Origin of the sequence: Phenylobacterium sp., from assembly GCF_004297125.1 — a bacterium.
Lineage (GTDB): Bacteria > Pseudomonadota > Alphaproteobacteria > Caulobacterales > Caulobacteraceae > Phenylobacterium.
Genome location: NZ_SCVD01000022.1, coordinates 63,357 through 82,901 on the forward strand (window position 1 = coordinate 63,357; position 19,545 = coordinate 82,901).

Below are 19,545 nucleotides of genomic sequence, written 5' to 3' on the forward strand. Positions count from 1 at the left end.
GCGTTCCTCTCAAGAATGTTCGAGCCGTTCGATCATGGCCTGGAGATCGGCCACGATCGCGTCCTTCTTGTCGTCCAGGCGCGCCACGCGGCCCGCCACGCCCACCGCGGCCACCCGGCCGAACGGGCCCTTGGGCAGGGCCGCGCCGATGATGCCCAGGCCGGGCGAGATGCTGTTCTTGGAGAAGGCGTAGCCGCGCGCCCGGACCTCGTTCACCCGGGTCATCAGGTCCTCCCGCGACTGCATGGCGCCGTCGCCCGAGGCGTTGATCCGCCGGCGCAGCCGCTCGATCTCGGCGTCGCTCTTGGCCGAAAGCAATACCAACCCCATTCCGGACCGCGCGAGCGGGCGCAGGGTGCCGGGCGGGGCGCGGAACTGCAGCGGTTCGGCGGAATGTATGACGTGGACATACTGGGCGTGCAGGTCGCTCTGGACCGCCAGCACCACCGTCTCGCCGACCTTGCGGTGCAGGTCCTCCAGGGCGGGGAGGAGCTGGCCTTCGCCGAACAGCGCCCCCGGCACCCAGCTGCCCAGGACCGCGATGCGCATGGTGGGGAAATAGGTTCGCCGTTCGCGGTCGTAGTCGAGATAGCCGAGGGCCACGAGCGACTTCATCAGGGCCGAGCCGCTGGAGGTGGGATAGCCCAGTTCGTCCAGGATCTCCTTCAGGGCCAAAGGCCGGCGCTGGCGCGCGAAGACCTCGAGGATCTCCAGCGCCCGCTGCGCCGATTTCACCGCCCCTTCGGCCACATATCCTCCGAAATCGACCCCCGCTCCACGTATGGGATCTTACATTCCACATATATAGAAATTCAATCCACATATGGGCGTTTCGATGTGGAGCTAGTATCGGTTCCTCCGGCCCTGTTCAATGGCCGACAACAAGAGCCCAAAGGAAACGCCATGCACTTCGAGCTCGCCGAAGAGCACCGGATGCTCAAGGACCTGGTGGCCAGGTTCGTGCGCGACGAGCTGATGCCGCTGGAGGCGGACGTCATGGTCCGCGAAGCCGAGGGCAAGGGCCTGTACCTGCCGGACGCGGACCACGAACGCCTGGACCGGAAATCCCACGAGCTGGGCCTGTTCGGCCTGGACGCGCCCGAGGACGTGGGCGGCTCCGACCTGCCGATGATGGCCATGGTCGGCGTGGAGGAGGAGATCGGGCGCTGCGTGACGCCCTACACCCTGCCGCCGGACAGCCCGAACCTGCGCATGCTGATGGCCACGGTGAACGAACGCCAGCGCGAGGCCTACCTGGCCCCCTATGTCGCCGGTAAGACCGTCTCGGCGATCGGCATCTCAGAGCCCGGCGCCGGCTCCGACCCCGCCGCCATGACCACCCACGCCGTCCGCGACGGCGACGACTGGGTCATAAACGGCCGGAAAATCTGGATCACGCGGGCCCAGGACGCCGACTTCACCATCCTGATGGCGGTGACCGACAAGGAGAAGGGCGCGCGGGGCGGTATGACCGCCTTCCTGGTCGACAAGGGCACGCCCGGCTTCAACGTCCTGCGCCGCATCCCGATGGTGGGCGGCCAGTACACCTACGAGATCGCGCTCGAGGACTGCCGGGTCGAGGGTTGGAAGCTGCTGGGCAAGGAGGGCGCGGGCTTCGCGCCGATGCAGGTGCGCCTGGGCACGCGGCGGATCCAGATGGCCGCCTGGTCGATCGGCATGGCCCAGCGGGCGCTGGACATGGTCATCGAGTACGCGCCGCAGCGGACCACCTTCGGCGTCCCGCTCTCCGAGCGCCAGGCGATCCAGTTCTGGGTGGCGGAAGCCGCGACCAAGATCCATGCGACCCGGCTGATGACCTACGACTGCGCCTGGAAGCTGGACCAGGGCCGCGACGTCCGTTCCGAGATCAGCATGATCAAGTGGTTCGCGACCGAGATGGCCTATGAAACGGTCGATCGGGCCATGCAGGCCTTCGGCGCCATGGGTATGACCAAGGAACTACCGCTGCAGCTCATGCAGGCGAAGCTGCGCACCATGCGAATCTATGACGGCCCCACGGAAGTCCATAAGTGGGTGGTGGCCAGGAACCTGTTGGGGACGAGACGATGAAGCAAGCTTACGGCGACCACGTGAAGGTCGCGCTGGACGGGCATGTGGCGGTGGTCACCCTGGACCGGCCGCCGCACAACTTCGTCTCGGTGGAGTTCATGGCCGACCTGGCCGACGCCATGGAGGCGGCGGACGCGTCGAACGACGTGCGCGCCATCGTGCTGCAGAGCGAGGGCCGCACCTTCTGCGGCGGCGCCGACTTCTCCTCGCCCACGGACAAGGTGGCCTCCGGTATGGCCGGGGTGAACGCCCTGTATGACCAGGCCGTGCGGCTGTTCTCGGTGGCGACGCCCATCGTGGCGGCGGTGCAGGGCTCGGCCGTGGGCGCCGGCCTGGGGCTGGCGCTGGTGGCCGACTTCCGGGTCGCGGCGCCCGAGGCGCGGTTCGCCGCCAACTTCGTGAAGCTGTCCTTCCATCCGGGCTTCGGCCTCACCCACACCCTGCCACGCCTGGTCGGCCGGCAGCGGGCGGCGCTGATGTTCCTCACCGGCCGCCGGATCAAGGCTGAGGAGGCCCTGGGCTGGGGCTTGGTGGACGAGGTGGTCCCGATGGAAGAGCTCCGCGGCGCGGCGCTCAAGCTCGCGCAGGAAATCGCCGAGAACGCCCCACTGGCGGTGGCGGCCACGCGCAAGACGCTGCGAGCGAACCTCGCCGCGGAGGTCCGGGCGCAGACCGCCATCGAGCACGCGGAGCAGGCGATCCTCCGGGAGACCGACGACTTCGCCGAGGGCGTGCGGTCGGTGGCCGAGCGCCGGCCCGGAAACTTCACGGGCCGGTGACGGTGCGCGCCACGCTGATGGCCCTGGCGGTCGCGGCGGTGGCGGCGGCCCCCGCGGCGGCGCAGGGGTTGGTGGACACCCAAGGCCGCGCGACGGTCCAGGTCCGCACGCGGCCCGACGCGGTGGGCGACACCTACCGTTATCGCAGCGAGACCCGGTTCGTGCAGAAGGACGACCAGGGCGGGCAGACCCAGTCCAACACCTTGGTCTTCGACATCGAGGTGCTGGGCGCCGGGCCCGACGGGACCCGGCTTCGTTACACCCTGCGCGAGGGCCGGCTCCAGGACAGCGGCGGCGCCTCGATGAGCGCGGCGATGGACGCCGCGGTGGGCGGCAGCCTGGATTTCCGGCTGGGCCGCGACGGGCGCCTCGCCGCGGTCGAGAACTGGCCCGACTACAAGGCCCGCCTGCTGGCCCGGGTCGACGCCGCCCTGCCCGCCGGCGACCCGATCCGCGCCATCGTCCACGAGCGGATGGGCGCCGCGCCCCTGGACGCCGCCCGGGAGATGGTGCTGGGCGACGTGGCGATGATGGCGGCGATGGAGCCGCGCGGCGGCCTGCCGCTCGGCGTGACCAACCTGGCGGACCCGGACGCGACGAAGGCCACGCTGGACGTCAGCATCGTGAAGCCCGACTGCCTGGTCGCGATCGAGCGTCAGACGAGCCGCAGCCTGTCGGGCGTCGCCCGCGCCCTGGTCAGCAAGGCCGAACTGTCGGTCCAAGACGGCCGCATCCTCTCCCTGGAGGAACGTCGCGTCACCCGCGCGCCCGGCGGCTCGCAGGAGGAGACGGTGACCATCCGCCGGCTGAGCGCCGCGCCGGCCTGCGGCTAGAGCCGCTCCATCTGTTCCAGCTGGCGCGCGGCGCCGACGATCGCCGGATAGGGATGCACGACGAGGTAGGTCGGGATGGTCGCCACGTAGTCGGCCAGCCGGCCCTTGTCCTCGAAACGGGCGCGGAAGCTGCCCGAGGTCAGCCGCTCGGCGATCCGCGGGGCGATGCCCCCCGAGACATAGACCCCGCCCCTGGCCCCGAAGGTCAGCGCCAGGTCCCCGGCCACGGCGCCCAGGATGCCGCCGAACCGGTCCAGGGCCTCGGCCGCCATGGGATCGCCCACCAGGCCCTCGGTGGTCACCGCCACTTCGTCCGCCAGCGCCGGGGCCTGGCCCTTCATCTCGCAGAGCACGCCGTAGAGGTCGTAGAGGCCCTGGCCGGAGAGCAGCCGCTCGATGGAGACGCGGTCGTACTTGCCCATCATCCGCCGGAGCACCTCGAGCTCGACCTCGTCGGAAGGCGCAAATCCGGCGTGCCCGCCTTCGGTCGCCAGGGCGATGTCGCCGCGGTCGCTCCGCGCCAGGGCGGCCACGCCGAAGCCGGTGCCCGCGCCCAGGGCCACGATCGGGCAATCGTGCGGCCCCTTCGGCAGCGCCTTGCCCAACGGCCGCAGGTCTGCGCCCTCCAGCAGCGGACAGGCGAGGGCCTGGGCGGCGAAGTCGTTGATCAGCTCGACGGCCTCGAACTCGAAGTGCGCCAGCAGGTCGCCCTCGGACACCCGCCAATCGAGGTTGGTGAACTCGATCTCGCCGTCCACGACCGGCCCAGCCACCGCGATCACCGCCTTAGGCGGCCGCTTCTTGCCGGCGGTGGTGTCGATGTATTCGGCGACGATATCCGCCAGGCTCGCATAGTCCTTGCAGGGGAAGCTGCGCGGATTGCGGATGTGGCCCTGAGCGTCCACCAAGGCGAAACGGGCGTTGGTGCCGCCGACGTCGCCAACCAGCCCGACCCAATGCACCTTCATCAGGCGGCCTCGAAGAGGGCGCAGGCCCCGGCGTCCGCCGGACCCGCCGCGCGGCGCATCCAGCCGAACAGTTCGCGCCCATACCCATGGCCAGGGGGTGGACGGACAGCCCGCTCCCGCCGCATCAGCTCGGCAGGGGCCACCTTGATCTCCAGCGTCCCGGCCTCGGCGTCCAGGCGGATGATGTCGCCGTCGCGGACGTAGGCCAGGGGCCCGCCCACGGCGGCCTCGGGCGTCACATGGATCGCCGCCGGCACCTTGCCGCTGGCGCCCGACATCCGCCCGTCGGTGACCAGGGCGACCTGGAAGCCCTTGTCGAGCTGGACGCCCAGCGGCGGGGTCAGGGAGTGAAGTTCGGGCATGCCGTTGGCCTGAGGTCCCTGGAAGCGGACGACGGCGATGAAGTCCTTGTTCAGTTCGCCGCGCTTGTGGGCGGCCAGCAGGTCGTCCTGGTCGTCGAACACCAGCGCCGGCGCCTCGACGATCCGGTGCTGCGGCTTCACCGCCGAGGTCTTGATGACCCCCCGGCCGAGGCCGCCGGTCAGGACCCGCAGGCCGCCTTCGGCCTCGAAGGGGTCGTCGGCCGGGCGCAGGATGTCGCGGTTCAGGCTGGCCGCCGGCCCTTCGCGCCAGATCAGCTTGCCATCGCGCAGGAAGGGCTCGTGCGTATAGCGGCGCAGGCCGGCGCCGGCCACGGTTCGCACGTCGTCGTGGACCAGGCCGTGGTCCAGCAGCGTGCGGGTCACGAAGCTCATCCCGCCGGCCGCATGGAAGGCGTTCACGTCCTCTGAGCCGTTCGGATAGACCCGCGCGATCAGCGGCGTCACCCGGCTGAGGTCGTGGAAGTCCTCCCAGGTCACCAGCACGCCCGCGGCCCGCGCCATGGCCAGGATGTGCAGGGTGTGGTTGGTCGAACCGCCCGTGGCGAGCAGGCCGGCGATGGCGTTCACAAGGCTCTTCTCGTCCACCACCGCCGAGAACGGAGTGTAGTCGTTGCCCCCGTCGCGGATCTCCACCGCCCGCTTGGGCGCCGCCGAGGTGAGAGCGTCGCGCAGCGGCGTGTTCGGGCTGACGAAGGCCGCGCCGGGCAGGTGCAGGCCGGTCATCTCCATCATCATCTGGTTGGAGTTGGCGGTGCCGTAGAAGGTGCAGGTGCCGGGGCCATGGTAGCTCTTCATCTCCGAGTCGAGCAGCTCGTCGCGGGTGGCCTTGCCCTCGGCGTAGAGGGCCCGGGTGCGCGCCTTCTCCGAGTTGGAGATTCCCGAGGTCATCGGGCCGCTGGGCACGAAGATGGTCGGGAGGTGGCCGAAGGCGGCCGCGCCGATGAACAGCCCCGGCACGATCTTGTCGCAGATGCCCAGCATGAGGGCCGCGTCGAAGGCGTCGTGCGTCAGGGCGACCGCCGTCGCCATGGCGATCACGTCGCGCGAGAACAGCGACAGCTCCATGCCCGGCCGCCCCTGGGTGACGCCGTCGCACATGGCCGGCACGCCGCCGGCGTACTGGGCCGTGGCGCCGACCTCGTGGGCGGCCTGGCGCAGGATGTCGGGGAACCGCTCGTACGGCTGATGCGCCGAAAGCATGTCGTTGTAGGCCGAGACGATGGCCACGTTGGGCGCGGTCGGGTCGCGCATCCGCTGCTTGTCGCCGTCGGGGGAGGCGGCGAAGGCGTGGGCCCAGTTGGCGCACGAGAGCTTGCCGCGGCCGGGGCCGGCCTGCCGGGCCGCCTCCATCCGCTGCAGATAGTCGGCTCGGGTCTCGCGACTGCGCTCGACGATTCGCTGGGTGACCTCGGCGGTGACAGGATGCATGGGTTTCAACCTCCGTCCGGGGTCCAGAAGATGCGGATGGGCGCCGTCGATTGCGAGATCAGCCGGCCCACCGGCAGGTCCTCGCCCGCCAGCGCGCGCTCGATCACCCCGCGCTTAGCCTCACCTGCGATCAAGAGGAAGATGGCTCGCGCATTCAGGAGCGCGCGCAGGGTGAGCGTTATGCGGGCGACCGGCGGCTTGCCCAGCCCTTCCGGCACGAGCCGGGTCAGGTCGGCGGTGGTCAGCGCCGCCTCCAGCCCCGGGTCGCCGGGGATCAGCGAGGCGACGTGGCCGTCCTCGCCCATGCCCAGCATCACCGCGTCGAACGGCAGCAGCGCCGCCAGGGCGGCCGGCTCCGGCGGGGGCCACAGGGGCAGGATATGGGCTCTCGCCGCCACGCCCTTCAGCAGCCGCGCGCGCACCAAGCCGGCGTTCGAGTCGGGATCGTCGGGCGTCACGCAGCGCTCGTCGGAAAGGGTGACCACCACCCGCGTCCAGTCCAGCGCCGTCGTCACCGACAACCGGTCGTAGATCGGCCCGGGCGAACGGCCGCCGGTGGCGACAAGCCCCGCCCGCCCGTGCGTGCGCAACGCGGCGACCAACTGGGCCGAGACGGCCTGGGCGGCGGCGTCCGCCAGGGCGGCGCCGTTGGGAAAGGTCTCGATCATGCCTGTCTCCATAACGCGCTTGCGGCCTGCGCGGCGCCCGTCGGCGCCAGCATTTCACGATCGACATGGAACCTCATCGGCCCGCATTGCGTCCTACCTCCGGATGTCAGGCGCCGCTTCAGGGTTGTGTAGGCGCCGAGGAGACCGTCATGCGTATCGCCCAGGTCGCCCCGCTGTACGAGGCCGTGCCGCCCCGCCTCTACGGCGGGACCGAGCGGGTTGTGGCCCATCTGACAGACGCTCTCGTGACGCTCGGCCACGACGTCACCCTGTTCTCGAGCGAGGACGCCCAGACCCTGGGTCGCCTGGCGCCCGTGCGCGATCAGGCCATCCGGCTGGACCCCGCGCCGCTGAAGTCCGACCTGGCGGCCCACCTCAACCAGCTCGCCCAGGTGCGCCAGCGCGCGGCCGAGTTCGACCTCATCCACTTCCACACCGACATGATGCAATTCCCGATGTTCGAGGATATCGCCGCCAAGACCATCACCACCCTGCACGGCCGGCTGGACCTGAAGGACCTGGTCCAGGTGTACCGCCGCTGGCCGCAATTCCCGCTGGTCTCGATCAGCGACGACCAGCGCCGCCCCCTGCCGTTCGCGAACTGGGCGGCCACGGTGCATCACGGCATGTCCACGGACCTCTATCGGTTCAGCCCGCGCAGCGAGGGCTACCTGGCCTTCCTGGGTCGGATCTCACCCGAGAAGCGCCCGGACCGGGCCATCGCCATCGCGACCGCCGCCGGCCGGCCCCTTCGCATGGCCGCCAAGGTCGACAACGCCGACCGGGCCTATTTCGAGACCACGATCGAGCCGCTGCTGGCCAACCCGCTGGTCGACTTCATCGGCGAGATCGGCGATCGCGCGAAATCCGCGTTCCTGGGCGGCGCGGACGCGCTGCTGTTTCCCATCGACTGGCCGGAACCCTTTGGCCTGGTCATGATCGAGGCCATGGCCTGCGGCACGCCGGTGATCGCCTGGGAGAACGGCTCGGTGCCCGAGGTCGTCGAGCACGGCCTGACCGGATTCATCGTCCGTTCCGAGGCCGAGGCCCGCGATGCGGTAGCCCGGCTGCCCGAACTTGACCGCAACGCCGTCCGCGCCCGCTTCGAGGAGCGGTTCTCGGCGACCGCCATGGCGCGGCGCTACCTGGAGATCTACGCGCGCCTCTCGCGGGCCCGAGCCTTCACGGAGGCCGCCTGATCTCCGACAGCCGATGAACGACCTCGCACCGTCCCATACCACCCCCGTCGAATGGGGGGACATCGAGGAGCCCCGGGTTCCTCAGCGGCTCTATGCGCTGAAGGACCGCGACACCTTCATCGTGGCCGACAGCCACGGCGACATCGTGGGCGCGGCCGACGGCCTGTTCCATCACGACACCCGAATCCTGTCGCGCTGGGAGCTGACGCTGGGCGAGAGGTCGCCGACGCTGCTGTCGGGCGCGATCAGCCAGGACAACGTCTACTTCACCTCCCATGGCCTGAACCGGGCGATCCCGGCCCCCGCCGGCCCCGCCGGCCCGCCCGGCGTCGTCCATATCGAGCGCAAGCGCTTCCTCTGGGGCGAACGGCTGTACGAGCGGATCCGCCTCACCAACTACAACGCCGAGGTCTTCATCCTGCCGGTGGTCTTCCGCTTCGCGGCGGACTTCCACGACATGTTCGAGGTCCGCGGCGCGCGGCGCCGCAAACGCGGCCATGTGTTCCCGCCCGAGATCGGCGACCAGTCGGTCCGTTTCGGATACGAGGGCCTGGACGGGGTCGCTCGCGGCAGCGTGCTGGCGTTCTCCGAGCCCCCCGCCTCGCTGACCGAGCGCCAGGCGGAGTTCCGCATCTCGCTGGCCACCGACCAGTGCAAGGAGCTCTACGTCGAGGTCGGGGCGGCCGAGGCGCAGGCGCCGTCGCGCGACCGTTATCGCGCCGCCGCGGCGCGGGCTCGGTACGCCATGCGCGAGCGCCGCCGCCAGGGTGCGCGGATCACCACCAACGGCCGGCTGTTCAACGCCTGGATCGACAAGTCGCGCGCCGACCTGGCCCTGCTGACCACGCCGATGAAGACCGGGCCCTACCCCTACGCCGGGATCCCCTGGTTCTCGACCTGCTTTGGCCGCGACGGGATCATCACCGCCTGGCAGATCCTCTGGTTCGAGCCGGCCTTGGCCAAGGGCGTGCTGTCCTACCTCGCCGAATGGCAGGCGCACGAGACCTCGGCGTTCCGCGACTCCGAGCCCGGCAAGATCATGCACGAGACCCGGCGCGGCGAGATGTCGGCCTTGGGCGAGGTGCCGTTCGGCCGCTACTACGGCGGCGTCGACACCACGCCGCTGTTCGTGGCCCTGGCCGGCGCCTATGCCGAGCGCACCGGCGACTACGCCCAGCTCGACGCATGGTGGCCGGCCCTGGAGCGCGCCGCCAGCTGGATCACCGCCAAGGCCGACCAGCATCCCCTGGGCTTGATCTCCTACGCCCGCGCCATGGATGGCGGGCTCACCAACCAGGGCTGGAAGGATTCCGGCGACTCCATCTTCCATGCCGACGGGCGTTTCCCGCAGGGGCCGGTGGCCCTGGTGGAGGTGCAGGGCTACGCCTACGCCGCCTACCGCACCATGGCCTCGATGACCGCGCGCCGTGGTGACTCCGAGGCCGCCGAGCGCTGGAGCCGCCGCGCGGCGGCGCTGCGGACCGTGGTCGAGGATCGCTTCTGGATGGCGGAGCACGGCTTCTATGGCATCGCCCTGGATGGCCACAACGAGCTCTGCCGGGTGTCGGGCTCGAACCCCGGACACCTGCTGTTCACCGGCCTGCCGCGGGCGGATCGGGCGGAGAAGGTGGCGCTCCACCTGTTCTCGGGCGGCTTTTTCTCGGGCTGGGGCCTGAGGACGCTGGCCACCGACCAGCCGCGGTTCAATCCCATGTCGTACCACAACGGCTCGGTGTGGCCGCACGACACCGCCCTGGCCGCCCTGGGCCTTTCCTACTACGGCGAGCGCGACGGGGTGGTGAAGCTGACCGCGGCCCTGTTCGAGGCCGCCACCCAGTTCGAGATGCGTCTGCCGGAGCTGTTCTGCGGCTTCCCCCGCGCGGCGGGCGAGCCGCCCGTGGCCTATCCCGTCGCCTGCCTGCCCCAGGCCTGGGCGGCGGGGGCGGTGTTCATGCTGCTGCAGGCCTGCCTGGGCCTGTCCATCAACGGCGAGGGCGCCGAGGTCGAGATCCGCAACCCGGTCCTGCCCATCGGCATCGATCGCCTGAGCCTGGAAGGCCTGCAGATCGGCGACGGCGCCATCGACCTGACCTTCGAACGCCAGGGTTCGCGCGTGGCGGTCCATTCCAACAGCCGTGGCCCGCGCCTGCGCGTGCGGTACGGTTGAGCCCCCGGCGGAGCTAAACCGGCTCCGGCCGCGTTTGTGTCGAGGAGCAGACAAAGGGGCGCTGCTTGCGGATCGTCATCCCTCGGAGAAAAGGGTCTTGAGTCAAACCCTGGACCTGTTCCCCATCGGCAACTGCGCGGCGAGCGCGCTGATCGACCGGGCAGGACGCTACGTCTGGGCCTGCACGCCGCGGGTCGATGGCGACCCGTTCTTTTGCGCGCTGCTGGGCGGCGCCGACCCCGGCGAAGCCGACGCCCAGGGGCTCTGGTCGGTCGAGGTCGAGGGCGCCGTCGAGACCACCCAGGCCTATCTGCGCAACACGCCGATCCTGCGCACCGAGATCCGCAACGCCGACGGGGCGGCGGTCGAGATCATCGATTTCTCGCCCCGCTATCGCCACCTGGGCCGGCAGTACCGCCCCTTGGCCTTCGTGCGCATCGTGCGCCCGATCCGCGGCGCCCCGCGCGTCCGCATCCGGCTGCGGCCCATGATGAACTACGGCGAGCGGCCCTGCTACCAGACCACCGGGTCGAACCACATCCGTTACGTGGGCCAGGAGGAGACCCTGCGCCTGACCACCGACGCGCCGGTCAGCCACATCGTCGAGGAGCGCGCCTTCCGCCTGGAGGAGTCCATCGGCATGTTCCTGGGTCCCGACGAGGGGATGGACGCCGAGGTCTCCACCACCACCGCCCGGATGCTGCGGGAAACCACCGACTACTGGCGCGGCTGGGTCCGGACCCTGTCGGTGCCACTGGAGTGGCAGGAGGCGGTGATCCGCGCGGCGATCACGCTCAAGCTCTGCGCCTACGAGGAGACCGGCGCCATCGTGGCGGCGCTGACCACGTCGCTGCCGGAACACGCCGCCGCGGCCGGGGCGGGACGCAACTGGGACTACCGCTACTGCTGGCTCCGCGACGCCTATTACGTGGTCCAGGCGCTGAACCGGCTGGGCGCGGCCGACATGCTGGAGAACTACCTCGTCTACCTGCGCAACCTCGTGGATCAGGCCAGCCGCGGCGACATGAACCCCACGGGCATCCCTGACGCCCAGCGGGAACTGCCGGGGCTGGCGCACGGCCATACGCCCAACGGCAAGGCCGGCCACGTGCAGCCGGTCTACGGCGTGGGCCTGGAGCCGGTGCTGACCGAGTGGATCGCGCCGCACCTGCCGGGCTATCGCGGCATCGGGCCGGTTCGGGTGGGCAACCAGGCGCACGAACACCTGCAGCATGACGTCTACGGCCAGATCGTGCTCTCCACGGTGCAGGCCTTCTTCGACGAGCGCCTGCTGCGCCCGGCCAGCGCCGACGACTTCCGCGCCCTCGAGCCGATCGGCGAACGGGCCTTCGAGCTGCACGACAAGCCCGACGCCAGCCTGTGGGAGTTCCGCGGCCGCGAGGCGGTGCACACCTATTCCTCGGTGATGTGCTGGGCGGCCTGCGACCGGCTGGGCAACGCGGCGGCGAAGCTGGGCCTGACCGAACGGGCCGCCTACTGGAACGCTCGCGCCGCCCAGGTGCGCCAGACCATCGAGACCCGCGCCTGGAACCCGACCGAAGCGCGCTTCGCCGCCACCTTCGAGGGCGACGGGCTGGACGCCAGCCTGCTGCAGCTGGTGGACGTGCGCTTCCTGCCCGCCGACGACCCGCGGATGGCCGCCACCATGGCCGCCGTGGAGCATGGCCTCCGCCGCGGGCCCTACATGCTGCGCTACGCGGTCCCCGACGACTTCGGCCTGCCGGAGACGGCGTTCAACTTCTGCACCTTCTGGCTGATCGAGGCGCTGCACCTGTCGGGCCGCACCGACGAGGCGCGCAAGCTGTTCGAGGAGATGCTGGGCCGCCGCACCGCCGCCGGCCTCCTCTCGGAGGACATTACCCTCGACGGCAAGGAGCTGTGGGGCAACTACCCTCAGACCTATTCCCTGGTCGGCCTGATCAACTGCGCCCACCTGCTCTCGAAGAGCTGGCAGAGCATCCGCTAGTCCGACCAGTCGCGGCCGAAGCGTTCGATGAGCGCGAAGGCGCCCGAGGGGCCCCAGCTTCCGGCCGCGTAGGGCTTGGGGGCCTGGCCGGCCTCGGCCCAGGCGTCGGCGACGCCGTCGACCCAGCGCCAGGCCTCCTCCACCTCGTCGCGGCGGACGAACAGGGTGGCGTCGCCGTGGATCACATCCAGCAGCAGGCGCTCGTAGGCGATCCGACGCCGCCCGCCGGCGCCCTCGTACGTGCGCAGCAGCGACAGCGACAGGGGCAGCGACTGCAGCCGCATTCCGCCCTGGCTGAGGCCCGGCGCCTTGTTCATCAGGCTGAGCTTGATGTCCTCGTCCGGCTGCAGGTCGATGACCAGCCGGTTCGGCGCCAGGTCCTGGGTCGAGGCGCGGCCGAAGATCGAGTGCGGCACCGGCTTGAACTGGATGGCGATCTGGGTGCGCTTCTCGGGCATCCGCTTGCCGGTGCGCAGGAAGAACGGCACGCCGGCCCAGCGCCAGTTGTCGATGTCGACGCGCAGCGCCGTGAAGGTCTCGGTCCCGGTCTTCTGGCCACGCTCGGCCTCATAGCCCTCGACCGCCTTCCCACCGACGACGCCCGGCGTGTACTGGCCGCGCACGGACTTCTCCTGCACGTCCTGACGCGTGAAGCGGCGAAGGGAGCGCAGCACCTTCACCTTCTCGTTGCGCACGGAGTCGGGCTCCATGTCGGCCGGCGGCTCCATGGCCACGAGGCAAAGGAGCTGCAGCATGTGGTTCTGCAGCATGTCCCGGAGCGCCCCGTACTCGTCGTAGTACGGCCAGCGGGCGCCGACGCCTTCGGTCTCGGCCACGGTGATCTGGACGTGATCGATGGTCAGGTTGTTCCAGAGCGGCTCGAACAGGGTGTTGGCGAAGCGCAGGGCCAGGAGGTTCTGGACCGTCTCCTTGCCCAGGTAGTGGTCGATCCGGAAGATCTGGGCCTCGTCGAACACCACGCCCAGCGAGGTGTTGATGTGGCGCGACGTCTCGAGGTCGCGGCCGATCGGCTTCTCCAGCACGATGCGGGTCTCGTCGGTGGCGATCCCGGCGGCGGCCAGGGACACGCAGACCTTCTCATAGAGGCTTGGCGAGATCGCCAGGTAGAAGAACGGGACCTTGCAGCCCTCCAGCGCAGGCTTCAGCTTCGCCGCCCCCTCGGCCGTGGTGGCGTCGGCGCCCACGTAGTTCAGGCGGGCGGCGAACCGCTTCCAAACCGCCGGGTCGATTCCCTCGGACCGCTCGCTGAGCATAGCCTGGGTCTGCTCCAGGAAGGCGTCGCGGGTGAGGTCGGCGCGCGCGGTCGCGACGATCCGGAAGTCCTTCGGCAGGAAGCCGTCGGCGTCCAGAAAGTACAGAGACGCCAGCAGCATCCGGCGCGCCAGGTCGCCCGTGGCGCCGAACAACACAATCGCGTCAGCCTGCGGCGTTGCGGGCATGCGGCCTCCCTTGTCGAGCGCCGGAGACCACCGCGCGCCGGGCCCGCGGTCAAGGGCGGAAGGGGATCGAATTGGTGCGTTGCCGCGTTAATCCGCCTGACCGGGTGGGAGTGAGATGCCAGTTGAGTCCGTCTTGATCAGTCTACCAGCGCCCAAACCCCTGCGGCTGGGCGAGGCGGCGCTGTTCCTGGATCTGGATGGCACGCTGGCCCCGATCGCGGCACGGCCGCAGGACGTGCGGCCCGATGCGCGCCGGTCCCGCCTGCTCGACCAGTTGAAGGAGGGCCTCAGCGGTCGCCTGGCCGTGGTCAGCGGCCGGACGCTGGCCGACATCGATCGCATCCTGGAGGGCCGGATCACCTGCGTCTCGGCCGTCCACGGCCTGGTGCGGCGCGACTGCGACGGCAGCCTGCATGCGCCGGAGCCGCACCCCGGCATGGAGGCCGCCGTCGCCGCCCTGCGCGACTTCGCGAAGCGCGACGCGGGCCTGCTCGTCGAGGACAAGGGCGCCAGCGTGGCCCTGCACTTCCGGCTGGCGCGAGGTCGCGCCCTCGACGCCCGCGCCCTGGCGCGCCGCGTCGCCGAGCAGACCGGCCTCGCGCTTCAGGAAGGGGACATGGTGGAGGAACTGCGCACGCCGGGTCCGTCGAAGGGCGATTCGGTCCGCGCCTTCATGACGACGCCGGCGTTCCGGGACTCGGTTCCGGTGTTCGTGGGCGACGACGCCACCGACGAGCATGGTTTCGCCGAGGTGGTGCGCCTGGGCGGCTTCGGCGTGCTGGTGGGCAATCCGCGCGAGACCCACGCCCGGTTCGGCCTGCGCAACGTCGAGGATGTGCTGGCCTGGCTGGAGGCCGCGCGATGAGCCGGCTGATCGTCGTCTCCAACCGCGTCAACCCGCCCTCCGGCGACGGCGAGGAGAGCGTGGGCGGCCTCGCCATGGCCCTGGCGGCGTCTCTGAAAGAATATTCCGGCATCTGGTTCGGGTGGAGCGGCAAGACCACCGACAAGTTCACCGGCCAGCTCAATGTCGAGAAAGTCGGCGGCGTGACCGCCGCGACGGTCGATCTCGAGGAGGTCGACGTCGACGAATATTACAATGGCTACGCCAACAAGACGCTGTGGCCGCTGTTCCACTACCGCAACGACCTGGCCGCGTTCGACCGCGCCTTCGACAAGGGCTACACGCGGGTGAACCGCCGGTTCGCCGAGACGCTGGCGCCGCTGATCGAGCCCGACGACCTGATCTGGGTCCACGACTATCACCTGATCCCGCTGGCCCGCGAGCTGCGCGCCCTGGGGGTGAAGAACCGGATCGGCTTCTTCCTGCACATCCCCTGGCCGGCGCACCAGGTGATGATCAACCTGCCCCGCCATCGCCAGCTGGTCGAGGCGATGTTCGACTACGACCTGGTGGGCTTCCAGACCGCCGAGTACCAGCAGGCGTTCGAGGAATACGTCCTGTCCGAAGCCGACGGTTCGCTCGTGAAGCCCGGCTGCCTGAAGGGCTTCGGCCGGCTCCTGGAGGTGGGCGCCTTCCCCATCGGCATCGACGCGGCCGATTTCGCGCGGATGGTGAAGAGCTCTCGGGCGCGCCGGATGCGCGACCTCATGGCCGCCCACACGGTGTTCCGCCACCTGATCGTCGGCGTGGATCGCCTGGACTATTCCAAGGGCCTGGAGGAGCGGTTCCTGGGCTTCGAACAGTTCCTGACCCGCAACCCGGACCTGCGCCGTGAGGTGCTGATGCTACAGATCGCTCCGGTGAGCCGCGAGGCGGTCGAGGCCTATCAGGAGATCCGCGCCCGGCTGGACTCCCTGTCGGGCCGCATCAACGGCGAGTTCGCCGATGTGGACTGGGCGCCGTTCCGGTGGGTGAACCGCAACTACCGCCGCGACGAGCTGGCCGGGATCTATGGCGCGGCGCGGGTCGGCCTGGTCACCCCGCTGCGCGACGGCATGAACCTGGTGGCCAAGGAATATGTGGCGGCCCAGAATCCCGACGATCCCGGCGTGCTGATCCTGTCGCGCTTCGCCGGCGCCGCACGACAGATGCCCGACGCGCTGCTGGTCAACCCCAACAGCCCCGAGGAAGTGGCCGACGCGCTGAAACGGGCTCTGGCCATGGAGAAGCCTGAGCGCATCCGCCGCTGGCAGGCCCTCTTCGATAGCGTCGAGCGCGAGGACGTGGTCGGCTGGCGCGACAGCTTCGTCGGCGCCTTGTCCGGTAGGAGCGTCAAGATGCGGCCGGCCCTGGTGGTCTGATGGCCGACAAGCTGGCGCGCTACCGTTCGATGCGGGATTTCGGGAAGACCGCCGAGCCCGACAGCGCCGTGCGGACCAAGCCCTCCAACCGTCGGCGCTTCGTGATCCAGAAGCACGCCGCCACCCGCCTGCACTACGACTTCCGCCTGGAGCTGGACGGCGTGTTCCTATCGTGGGCGGTGACCCGCGGCCCCTCGCTGGACCCGGCCGACAAGCGCTTGGCGGTCCAGACCGAGGACCACCCGCTGGACTACGGCGACTTCGAGGGGACCATCCCCAAGGGCCAGTACGGCGGCGGCACGGTGATGCTGTGGGACCGCGGCTACTGGGAGCCGGAGGGTGATCCCAAGGCGATGCTGAAGAGGGGGGACCTCAAGTTCACCCTGGACGGCGAGCGGCTGAAGGGATCCTACGTCCTGGTGCGCATGAAGCGCCGCGAGGGCGAGAAGCGCGACAACTGGCTCCTGATCAAGCATCACGACGGTTGGGCGGTGGAGGAGAACGGCGGTGCCCTGGTCGAGGAGGAGACCACCTCGATCGCCTCCGGCCGGAGCATGGACGACATCGCGGCCGGCAAAGGCAAGGGGCCGACCAGGTTCATGACCGGAAAGGGCCGCGCCGCGGGCAAGGACGTCTGGCAGTCCAACCGGGCCGCGAAGGACGAGAAGCCGGCCGCGCCGCTGAAGGCCGCCCCGGCGCCCAAGCTGAAGGCGGCCGCCCTGCCTGGGTTCGTGCCGCCGCAACTCGCCAAGTCCGTCGACCGGCCGCCGCCGGGAGCCGGCTGGGGCCATGAGATCAAGTTCGACGGCTATAGGCTGCAGCTCCGCGTCGAAAGGGGCAAGGCGACGCTGAAGACCCGCAAGGGGCTGGACTGGACCGCGAAGTTCAAGGCGATCGCACGCGACGCCGCCGCCCTGCCCGACGGCGTCTACGACGGCGAAGCCTGCGCCCTGGACGCCCACGGTTCGCCCGACTTCCCGGCGCTGCAGGCGGCGCTATCGGACGGCAAGACCGACGACCTGATCTTCTTCGCCTTCGACGCCCTGTTCCTGGCTGGCGAGGACCTGCGCGAGCTGCCGCTGCGCGAGCGCAAGCTGCGGCTCCAGGCGGTGCTCAAGGCCGCCGGCAAGGCGCTGGAGAAACGCATCCGCTATGTCGACCACTTCGAGACCGCGGGCGACGCCGTCCTGCAGTCGGCCTGCCGCATGTCGCTGGAGGGCATCGTCTCCAAGCGGCTGGACGGCCCCTATCGCTCGGACCGCGGCGAGGCGTGGCTGAAGTCCAAGTGCCGCGCCGGCCACGAGGTGGTCATCGGCGGCTGGACCGGCGAGGCGGGCCAGCTCCGCTCGCTGCTGGTGGGCGTCCATCGCGGCGACAAGCTGGTCTACGTCGGCCGGGTCGGCACGGGCTTCGGCCGCGACAAGGTGGGCCGGGTCCTGCCCAGGCTGGAGAAGCTCGCCGCGGACAGGAGCCCGTTCTCCGGCCCCGGCGCGCCGCGCAAGGAGCCGAACGTCCACTGGGCCAGGCCCGAGCTGGTGGCGGAAATCGAGTTCGCCGGCTTCACCACGTCTGGCATGGTGCGGCAGGGCGCGTTCAAGGGGCTGCGAGACGACAAGCCCGCGCGCGAGGTGGAGGCCGAGACGCCCCAGCCCGTGGACAAGGCCGAACTGGCCGGGCCGAGGCCGGCTCGCAGGCCCGCCGCCAAGGCCGGGCCGCCGGTCGTCATGGGCGTCACCCTGTCCAGTCCGGACAAGGCGCTGTGGCCCGACGACGGTCAGGGCGCGCCGATCACCAAGCTGGAGCTCGCCCAGTACCTCGAGGCCGTCGGCCCCTGGATGATGCAGCACATCAAGGGCCGCCCCTGCTCGATCATCCGCACCCCCGACGGCCTGGGGGGCGAACGGTTCTTCCAGCGACACGCGGGCAAGGGCTCCTCGGCCCTGCTAACCGAGGTGAAGGTGTTCGGCGACCACAAGCCGTACCTGCAGATCGACCGCGTCGAAGCCCTGGCCGCGCTGGCCCAGATCTCCGCGGTCGAGTTCCATCCCTGGAACTGCCAGCCGGACCAGCCCGAGGTCCCCGGCCGCCTGGTCTTCGACCTGGATCCCGACGAGGACATCCCCTTCGATCGGGTCATCGAGGCGGCCAGGGAGGTGAAGGCGCGCCTGGAGGCCCTGGGTCTGGCGGCGTTCTGCAAGACCACGGGCGGCAAGGGCCTGCACGTCGTCACGCCCCTCAAGGACGGCAAGGGCAAGACCGACTGGAAGACCGCGAAGAAATTCGCCCAGGACGTCTGCCTGGCGATCGCGGCCGATGCGCCCGACCGCTATGTGGTCAACATGGCCAAGGCCAAGCGGGTGGGCCGGATCTTCCTCGACTATCTGCGCAACGACCGCATGTCGACGGCGGTGGCCCCGCTCTCGCCGCGCGCCCGGCCGCTGGCGCCGGTGAGCTTCCCGATGAACTGGAGCCAGGTGAAGCCGGGGCTCGACCCCAAGGCCTGGACCATCCGCACCGCGCCCGGTCTGCTGAAGAAAACCAAGGCCTGGGCGGACTACTGCGACGCCGAACGGCCGCTGGCGGATGCGATCAGGAAACTGAAGAGGTAGCGCGCCGTCTCCATCAGCGGCTCGCGACCCGCGACCGCCGCTTTCCCAGCGGGTCCGACACGCAGGCCTTACGGACGCGTTCGTTCAGGGCCACGCGCTCGTCGTCCTTCATCTTGCTCATGGCCAGCGCCGCGGCGCTGCCGGCGAACGGGATCACCAGGTTGCCCGCGATAGCGATTACCGCGCGGCCGTCCTTGTTGTCGTCGTAGCGCCCGACCGCGCGGCGCGCCTGGCGGCAGTCGCGGCTGGCGTATTCCGGGTCGCGCTTGTCGAGGGTCTTCACCGTCTGGCGGGGCGAGGTGGCGCAGCCGGTGGCGATCAGGGCCGTGACCCCGAGGATCAGGAAGCGTCGCAAGGTTCGTCTCTCCGGTGCGTCCCGGGAACCCGAACCTCGCCAGGCGGCGAAGGTTCCGCGTCAGCCCTCGTAGCCGTCCACGATATAGACCCGGCTGGTGGAGGTGGCCTCGCGGATCGGCAGGATCGCCAGGTATTCCGGCGAAGCGCGCCACGCCCGCGCCGCTTCCCGGCTCTCGAACCGCAGCACGACCAGCCGGTGCGGCGGTTCCGGACCGTCCACGCGCTCCGGCGCGCCGCCGCGCACGACGTACGCGCCGCCATACTTCGCGATGATCGCCGGCACCTGGTCGGCGTAGGTCTGGAACCGATCCGGTTCGGTGACGACAATCTCGTTGATCACATAGGCGGGCATCAGGTTCTCCGGCGCGGTCG

General features: G+C 70.3%; 16 protein-coding genes. 9 read left to right on the forward strand and 7 right to left on the reverse strand.

Annotation, left to right across the window (positions count from 1 at the left end; genetic code table 11):
* Nucleotides 1–9 precede the first annotated feature (9 nt).
* The gene (locus tag EPO51_RS15205) at nucleotides 10–750 is read right to left on the reverse strand and encodes an IclR family transcriptional regulator (protein ID WP_293351977.1); all 741 of its coding nucleotides are present in this window, start codon (nucleotides 748–750) and stop codon (nucleotides 10–12) included.
* A 153-nt stretch (nucleotides 751–903) separates the two neighbouring features.
* Between EPO51_RS15205 and EPO51_RS15210 the strand changes: the two genes are divergently transcribed.
* Genes EPO51_RS15210 through EPO51_RS15220 form a run of 3 tightly spaced genes read left to right on the forward strand, consistent with a single transcriptional unit; the run spans nucleotide 904 to nucleotide 3,682 of the window.
* Complete coding sequence (locus EPO51_RS15210) at nucleotides 904–2,070, forward strand: acyl-CoA dehydrogenase family protein (protein WP_293351979.1); 1,167 nt, start codon at nucleotides 904–906, stop codon at nucleotides 2,068–2,070.
* Nucleotides 2,067–2,849, forward strand: a complete 783-nt coding sequence (locus EPO51_RS15215) for an enoyl-CoA hydratase/isomerase family protein (RefSeq protein ID WP_293351981.1) — start codon at nucleotides 2,067–2,069, stop codon at nucleotides 2,847–2,849. Before EPO51_RS15210 ends, EPO51_RS15215 begins: the two co-directional genes overlap by 4 nt.
* Nucleotides 2,846–3,682, forward strand: a complete 837-nt coding sequence (locus tag EPO51_RS15220) for a hypothetical protein (RefSeq protein WP_293351983.1) — start codon at nucleotides 2,846–2,848, stop codon at nucleotides 3,680–3,682. The genes EPO51_RS15215 and EPO51_RS15220 overlap by 4 nt, the downstream gene beginning before the upstream one ends.
* Here EPO51_RS15220 and glk read toward each other — a convergent pair.
* From glk to pgl, 3 genes are read right to left on the reverse strand one after another with little or no spacing between them, the layout of a single operon-like run.
* Nucleotides 3,679–4,650 (reverse strand): glucokinase, encoded by a 972-nt coding sequence (glk, locus tag EPO51_RS15225; protein ID WP_293351985.1) that lies wholly within the window; start codon nucleotides 4,648–4,650, stop codon nucleotides 3,679–3,681. The two genes, EPO51_RS15220 and glk, sit on opposite strands and share 4 nt — an antisense overlap.
* A complete protein-coding gene (gene edd / locus EPO51_RS15230) occupies nucleotides 4,650–6,461 on the reverse strand; it encodes a phosphogluconate dehydratase (protein WP_293351987.1) in 1,812 nt (603 codons plus the stop codon). The genes glk and edd overlap by 1 nt, the downstream gene beginning before the upstream one ends.
* Nucleotides 6,462–6,466: 5 nt before the next feature.
* Complete coding sequence (gene pgl / locus EPO51_RS15235) at nucleotides 6,467–7,129, reverse strand: 6-phosphogluconolactonase (protein ID WP_293351989.1); 663 nt, start codon at nucleotides 7,127–7,129, stop codon at nucleotides 6,467–6,469.
* 149 nt (nucleotides 7,130–7,278) lie between these two features.
* On the opposite strand from pgl, the gene EPO51_RS15240 reads away from it, so the two are divergent.
* The 3 genes from EPO51_RS15240 to EPO51_RS15250 all read left to right on the forward strand — a co-directional run bounded on the left by EPO51_RS15240 (nucleotide 7,279) and on the right by EPO51_RS15250 (nucleotide 12,482).
* Nucleotides 7,279–8,328, forward strand: coding sequence for a glycosyltransferase family 4 protein (locus tag EPO51_RS15240; RefSeq protein WP_293351991.1), 1,050 nt, complete (start codon nucleotides 7,279–7,281; stop codon nucleotides 8,326–8,328).
* 13 nt (nucleotides 8,329–8,341) lie between these two features.
* On the forward strand, nucleotides 8,342–10,495 hold the full coding sequence (locus EPO51_RS15245) for an amylo-alpha-1,6-glucosidase (RefSeq protein ID WP_293351993.1): 2,154 nt from the start codon (nucleotides 8,342–8,344) through the stop codon (nucleotides 10,493–10,495).
* A 97-nt stretch (nucleotides 10,496–10,592) separates the two neighbouring features.
* Nucleotides 10,593–12,482 carry a glycoside hydrolase family 15 protein gene (locus tag EPO51_RS15250; RefSeq protein WP_293351995.1) on the forward strand — a complete coding sequence of 630 codons (1,890 nt, stop codon included), beginning with the start codon at nucleotides 10,593–10,595 and terminating at the stop codon, nucleotides 12,480–12,482.
* On the opposite strand, the gene zwf is transcribed toward EPO51_RS15250, so the two are convergent.
* Complete coding sequence (gene zwf, locus EPO51_RS15255; RefSeq protein WP_293351997.1) at nucleotides 12,479–13,942, reverse strand: glucose-6-phosphate dehydrogenase; 1,464 nt, start codon at nucleotides 13,940–13,942, stop codon at nucleotides 12,479–12,481. The genes EPO51_RS15250 and zwf overlap by 4 nt on opposite strands.
* A gap of 133 nt (nucleotides 13,943–14,075) precedes the next feature.
* On the opposite strand from zwf, the gene otsB reads away from it, so the two are divergent.
* Genes otsB through ligD form a run of 3 tightly spaced genes read left to right on the forward strand, consistent with a single transcriptional unit; the run spans nucleotide 14,076 to nucleotide 18,816 of the window.
* The gene (gene otsB / locus EPO51_RS15260; protein ID WP_293351999.1) at nucleotides 14,076–14,807 is read left to right on the forward strand and encodes a trehalose-phosphatase; all 732 of its coding nucleotides are present in this window, start codon (nucleotides 14,076–14,078) and stop codon (nucleotides 14,805–14,807) included.
* Nucleotides 14,804–16,207 carry an alpha,alpha-trehalose-phosphate synthase (UDP-forming) gene (locus EPO51_RS15265; protein WP_293352001.1) on the forward strand — a complete coding sequence of 468 codons (1,404 nt, stop codon included), beginning with the start codon at nucleotides 14,804–14,806 and terminating at the stop codon, nucleotides 16,205–16,207. The genes otsB and EPO51_RS15265 overlap by 4 nt, the downstream gene beginning before the upstream one ends.
* Nucleotides 16,207–18,816, forward strand: a complete 2,610-nt coding sequence (ligD, locus tag EPO51_RS15270; RefSeq protein ID WP_293352003.1) for a DNA ligase D — start codon at nucleotides 16,207–16,209, stop codon at nucleotides 18,814–18,816. Before EPO51_RS15265 ends, ligD begins: the two co-directional genes overlap by 1 nt.
* Before the next feature lie 13 nt (nucleotides 18,817–18,829).
* Here the strand turns inward: ligD and EPO51_RS15275 are convergent, their stop codons facing one another.
* On the reverse strand, nucleotides 18,830–19,171 hold the full coding sequence (locus EPO51_RS15275) for a hypothetical protein (protein WP_293352005.1): 342 nt from the start codon (nucleotides 19,169–19,171) through the stop codon (nucleotides 18,830–18,832).
* Nucleotides 19,172–19,231: 60 nt separating this feature from the next.
* Nucleotides 19,232–19,525 (reverse strand): DUF1330 domain-containing protein, encoded by a 294-nt coding sequence (locus EPO51_RS15280; RefSeq protein WP_293352007.1) that lies wholly within the window; start codon nucleotides 19,523–19,525, stop codon nucleotides 19,232–19,234.
* Nucleotides 19,526–19,545: the final 20 nt, after the last annotated feature.

Excerpts from the sequence above, each read along its gene's own strand:
- EPO51_RS15210 (WP_293351979.1), top strand. The coding sequence starts at position 904 with ATGCACTTCGAGCTCGCCGAAGAGCACCGGATGCTCAAGGACCTGGTG.
- EPO51_RS15215 (WP_293351981.1), top strand. The coding sequence starts at position 2,067 with ATGAAGCAAGCTTACGGCGACCACGTGAAGGTCGCGCTGGACGGGCAT.
- glk (WP_293351985.1), bottom strand. The coding sequence starts at position 4,650 with ATGAAGGTGCATTGGGTCGGGCTGGTTGGCGACGTCGGCGGCACCAAC.
- edd (WP_293351987.1), bottom strand. The coding sequence starts at position 6,461 with ATGCATCCTGTCACCGCCGAGGTCACCCAGCGAATCGTCGAGCGCAGT.
- pgl (WP_293351989.1), bottom strand. The coding sequence starts at position 7,129 with ATGATCGAGACCTTTCCCAACGGCGCCGCCCTGGCGGACGCCGCCGCC.
- EPO51_RS15240 (WP_293351991.1), top strand. The coding sequence starts at position 7,279 with ATGCGTATCGCCCAGGTCGCCCCGCTGTACGAGGCCGTGCCGCCCCGC.
- EPO51_RS15245 (WP_293351993.1), top strand. The coding sequence starts at position 8,342 with ATGAACGACCTCGCACCGTCCCATACCACCCCCGTCGAATGGGGGGAC.
- zwf (WP_293351997.1), bottom strand. The coding sequence starts at position 13,942 with ATGCCCGCAACGCCGCAGGCTGACGCGATTGTGTTGTTCGGCGCCACG.
- EPO51_RS15265 (WP_293352001.1), top strand. The coding sequence starts at position 14,804 with ATGAGCCGGCTGATCGTCGTCTCCAACCGCGTCAACCCGCCCTCCGGC.
- ligD (WP_293352003.1), top strand. The coding sequence starts at position 16,207 with ATGGCCGACAAGCTGGCGCGCTACCGTTCGATGCGGGATTTCGGGAAG.
- EPO51_RS15280 (WP_293352007.1), bottom strand. The coding sequence starts at position 19,525 with ATGCCCGCCTATGTGATCAACGAGATTGTCGTCACCGAACCGGATCGG.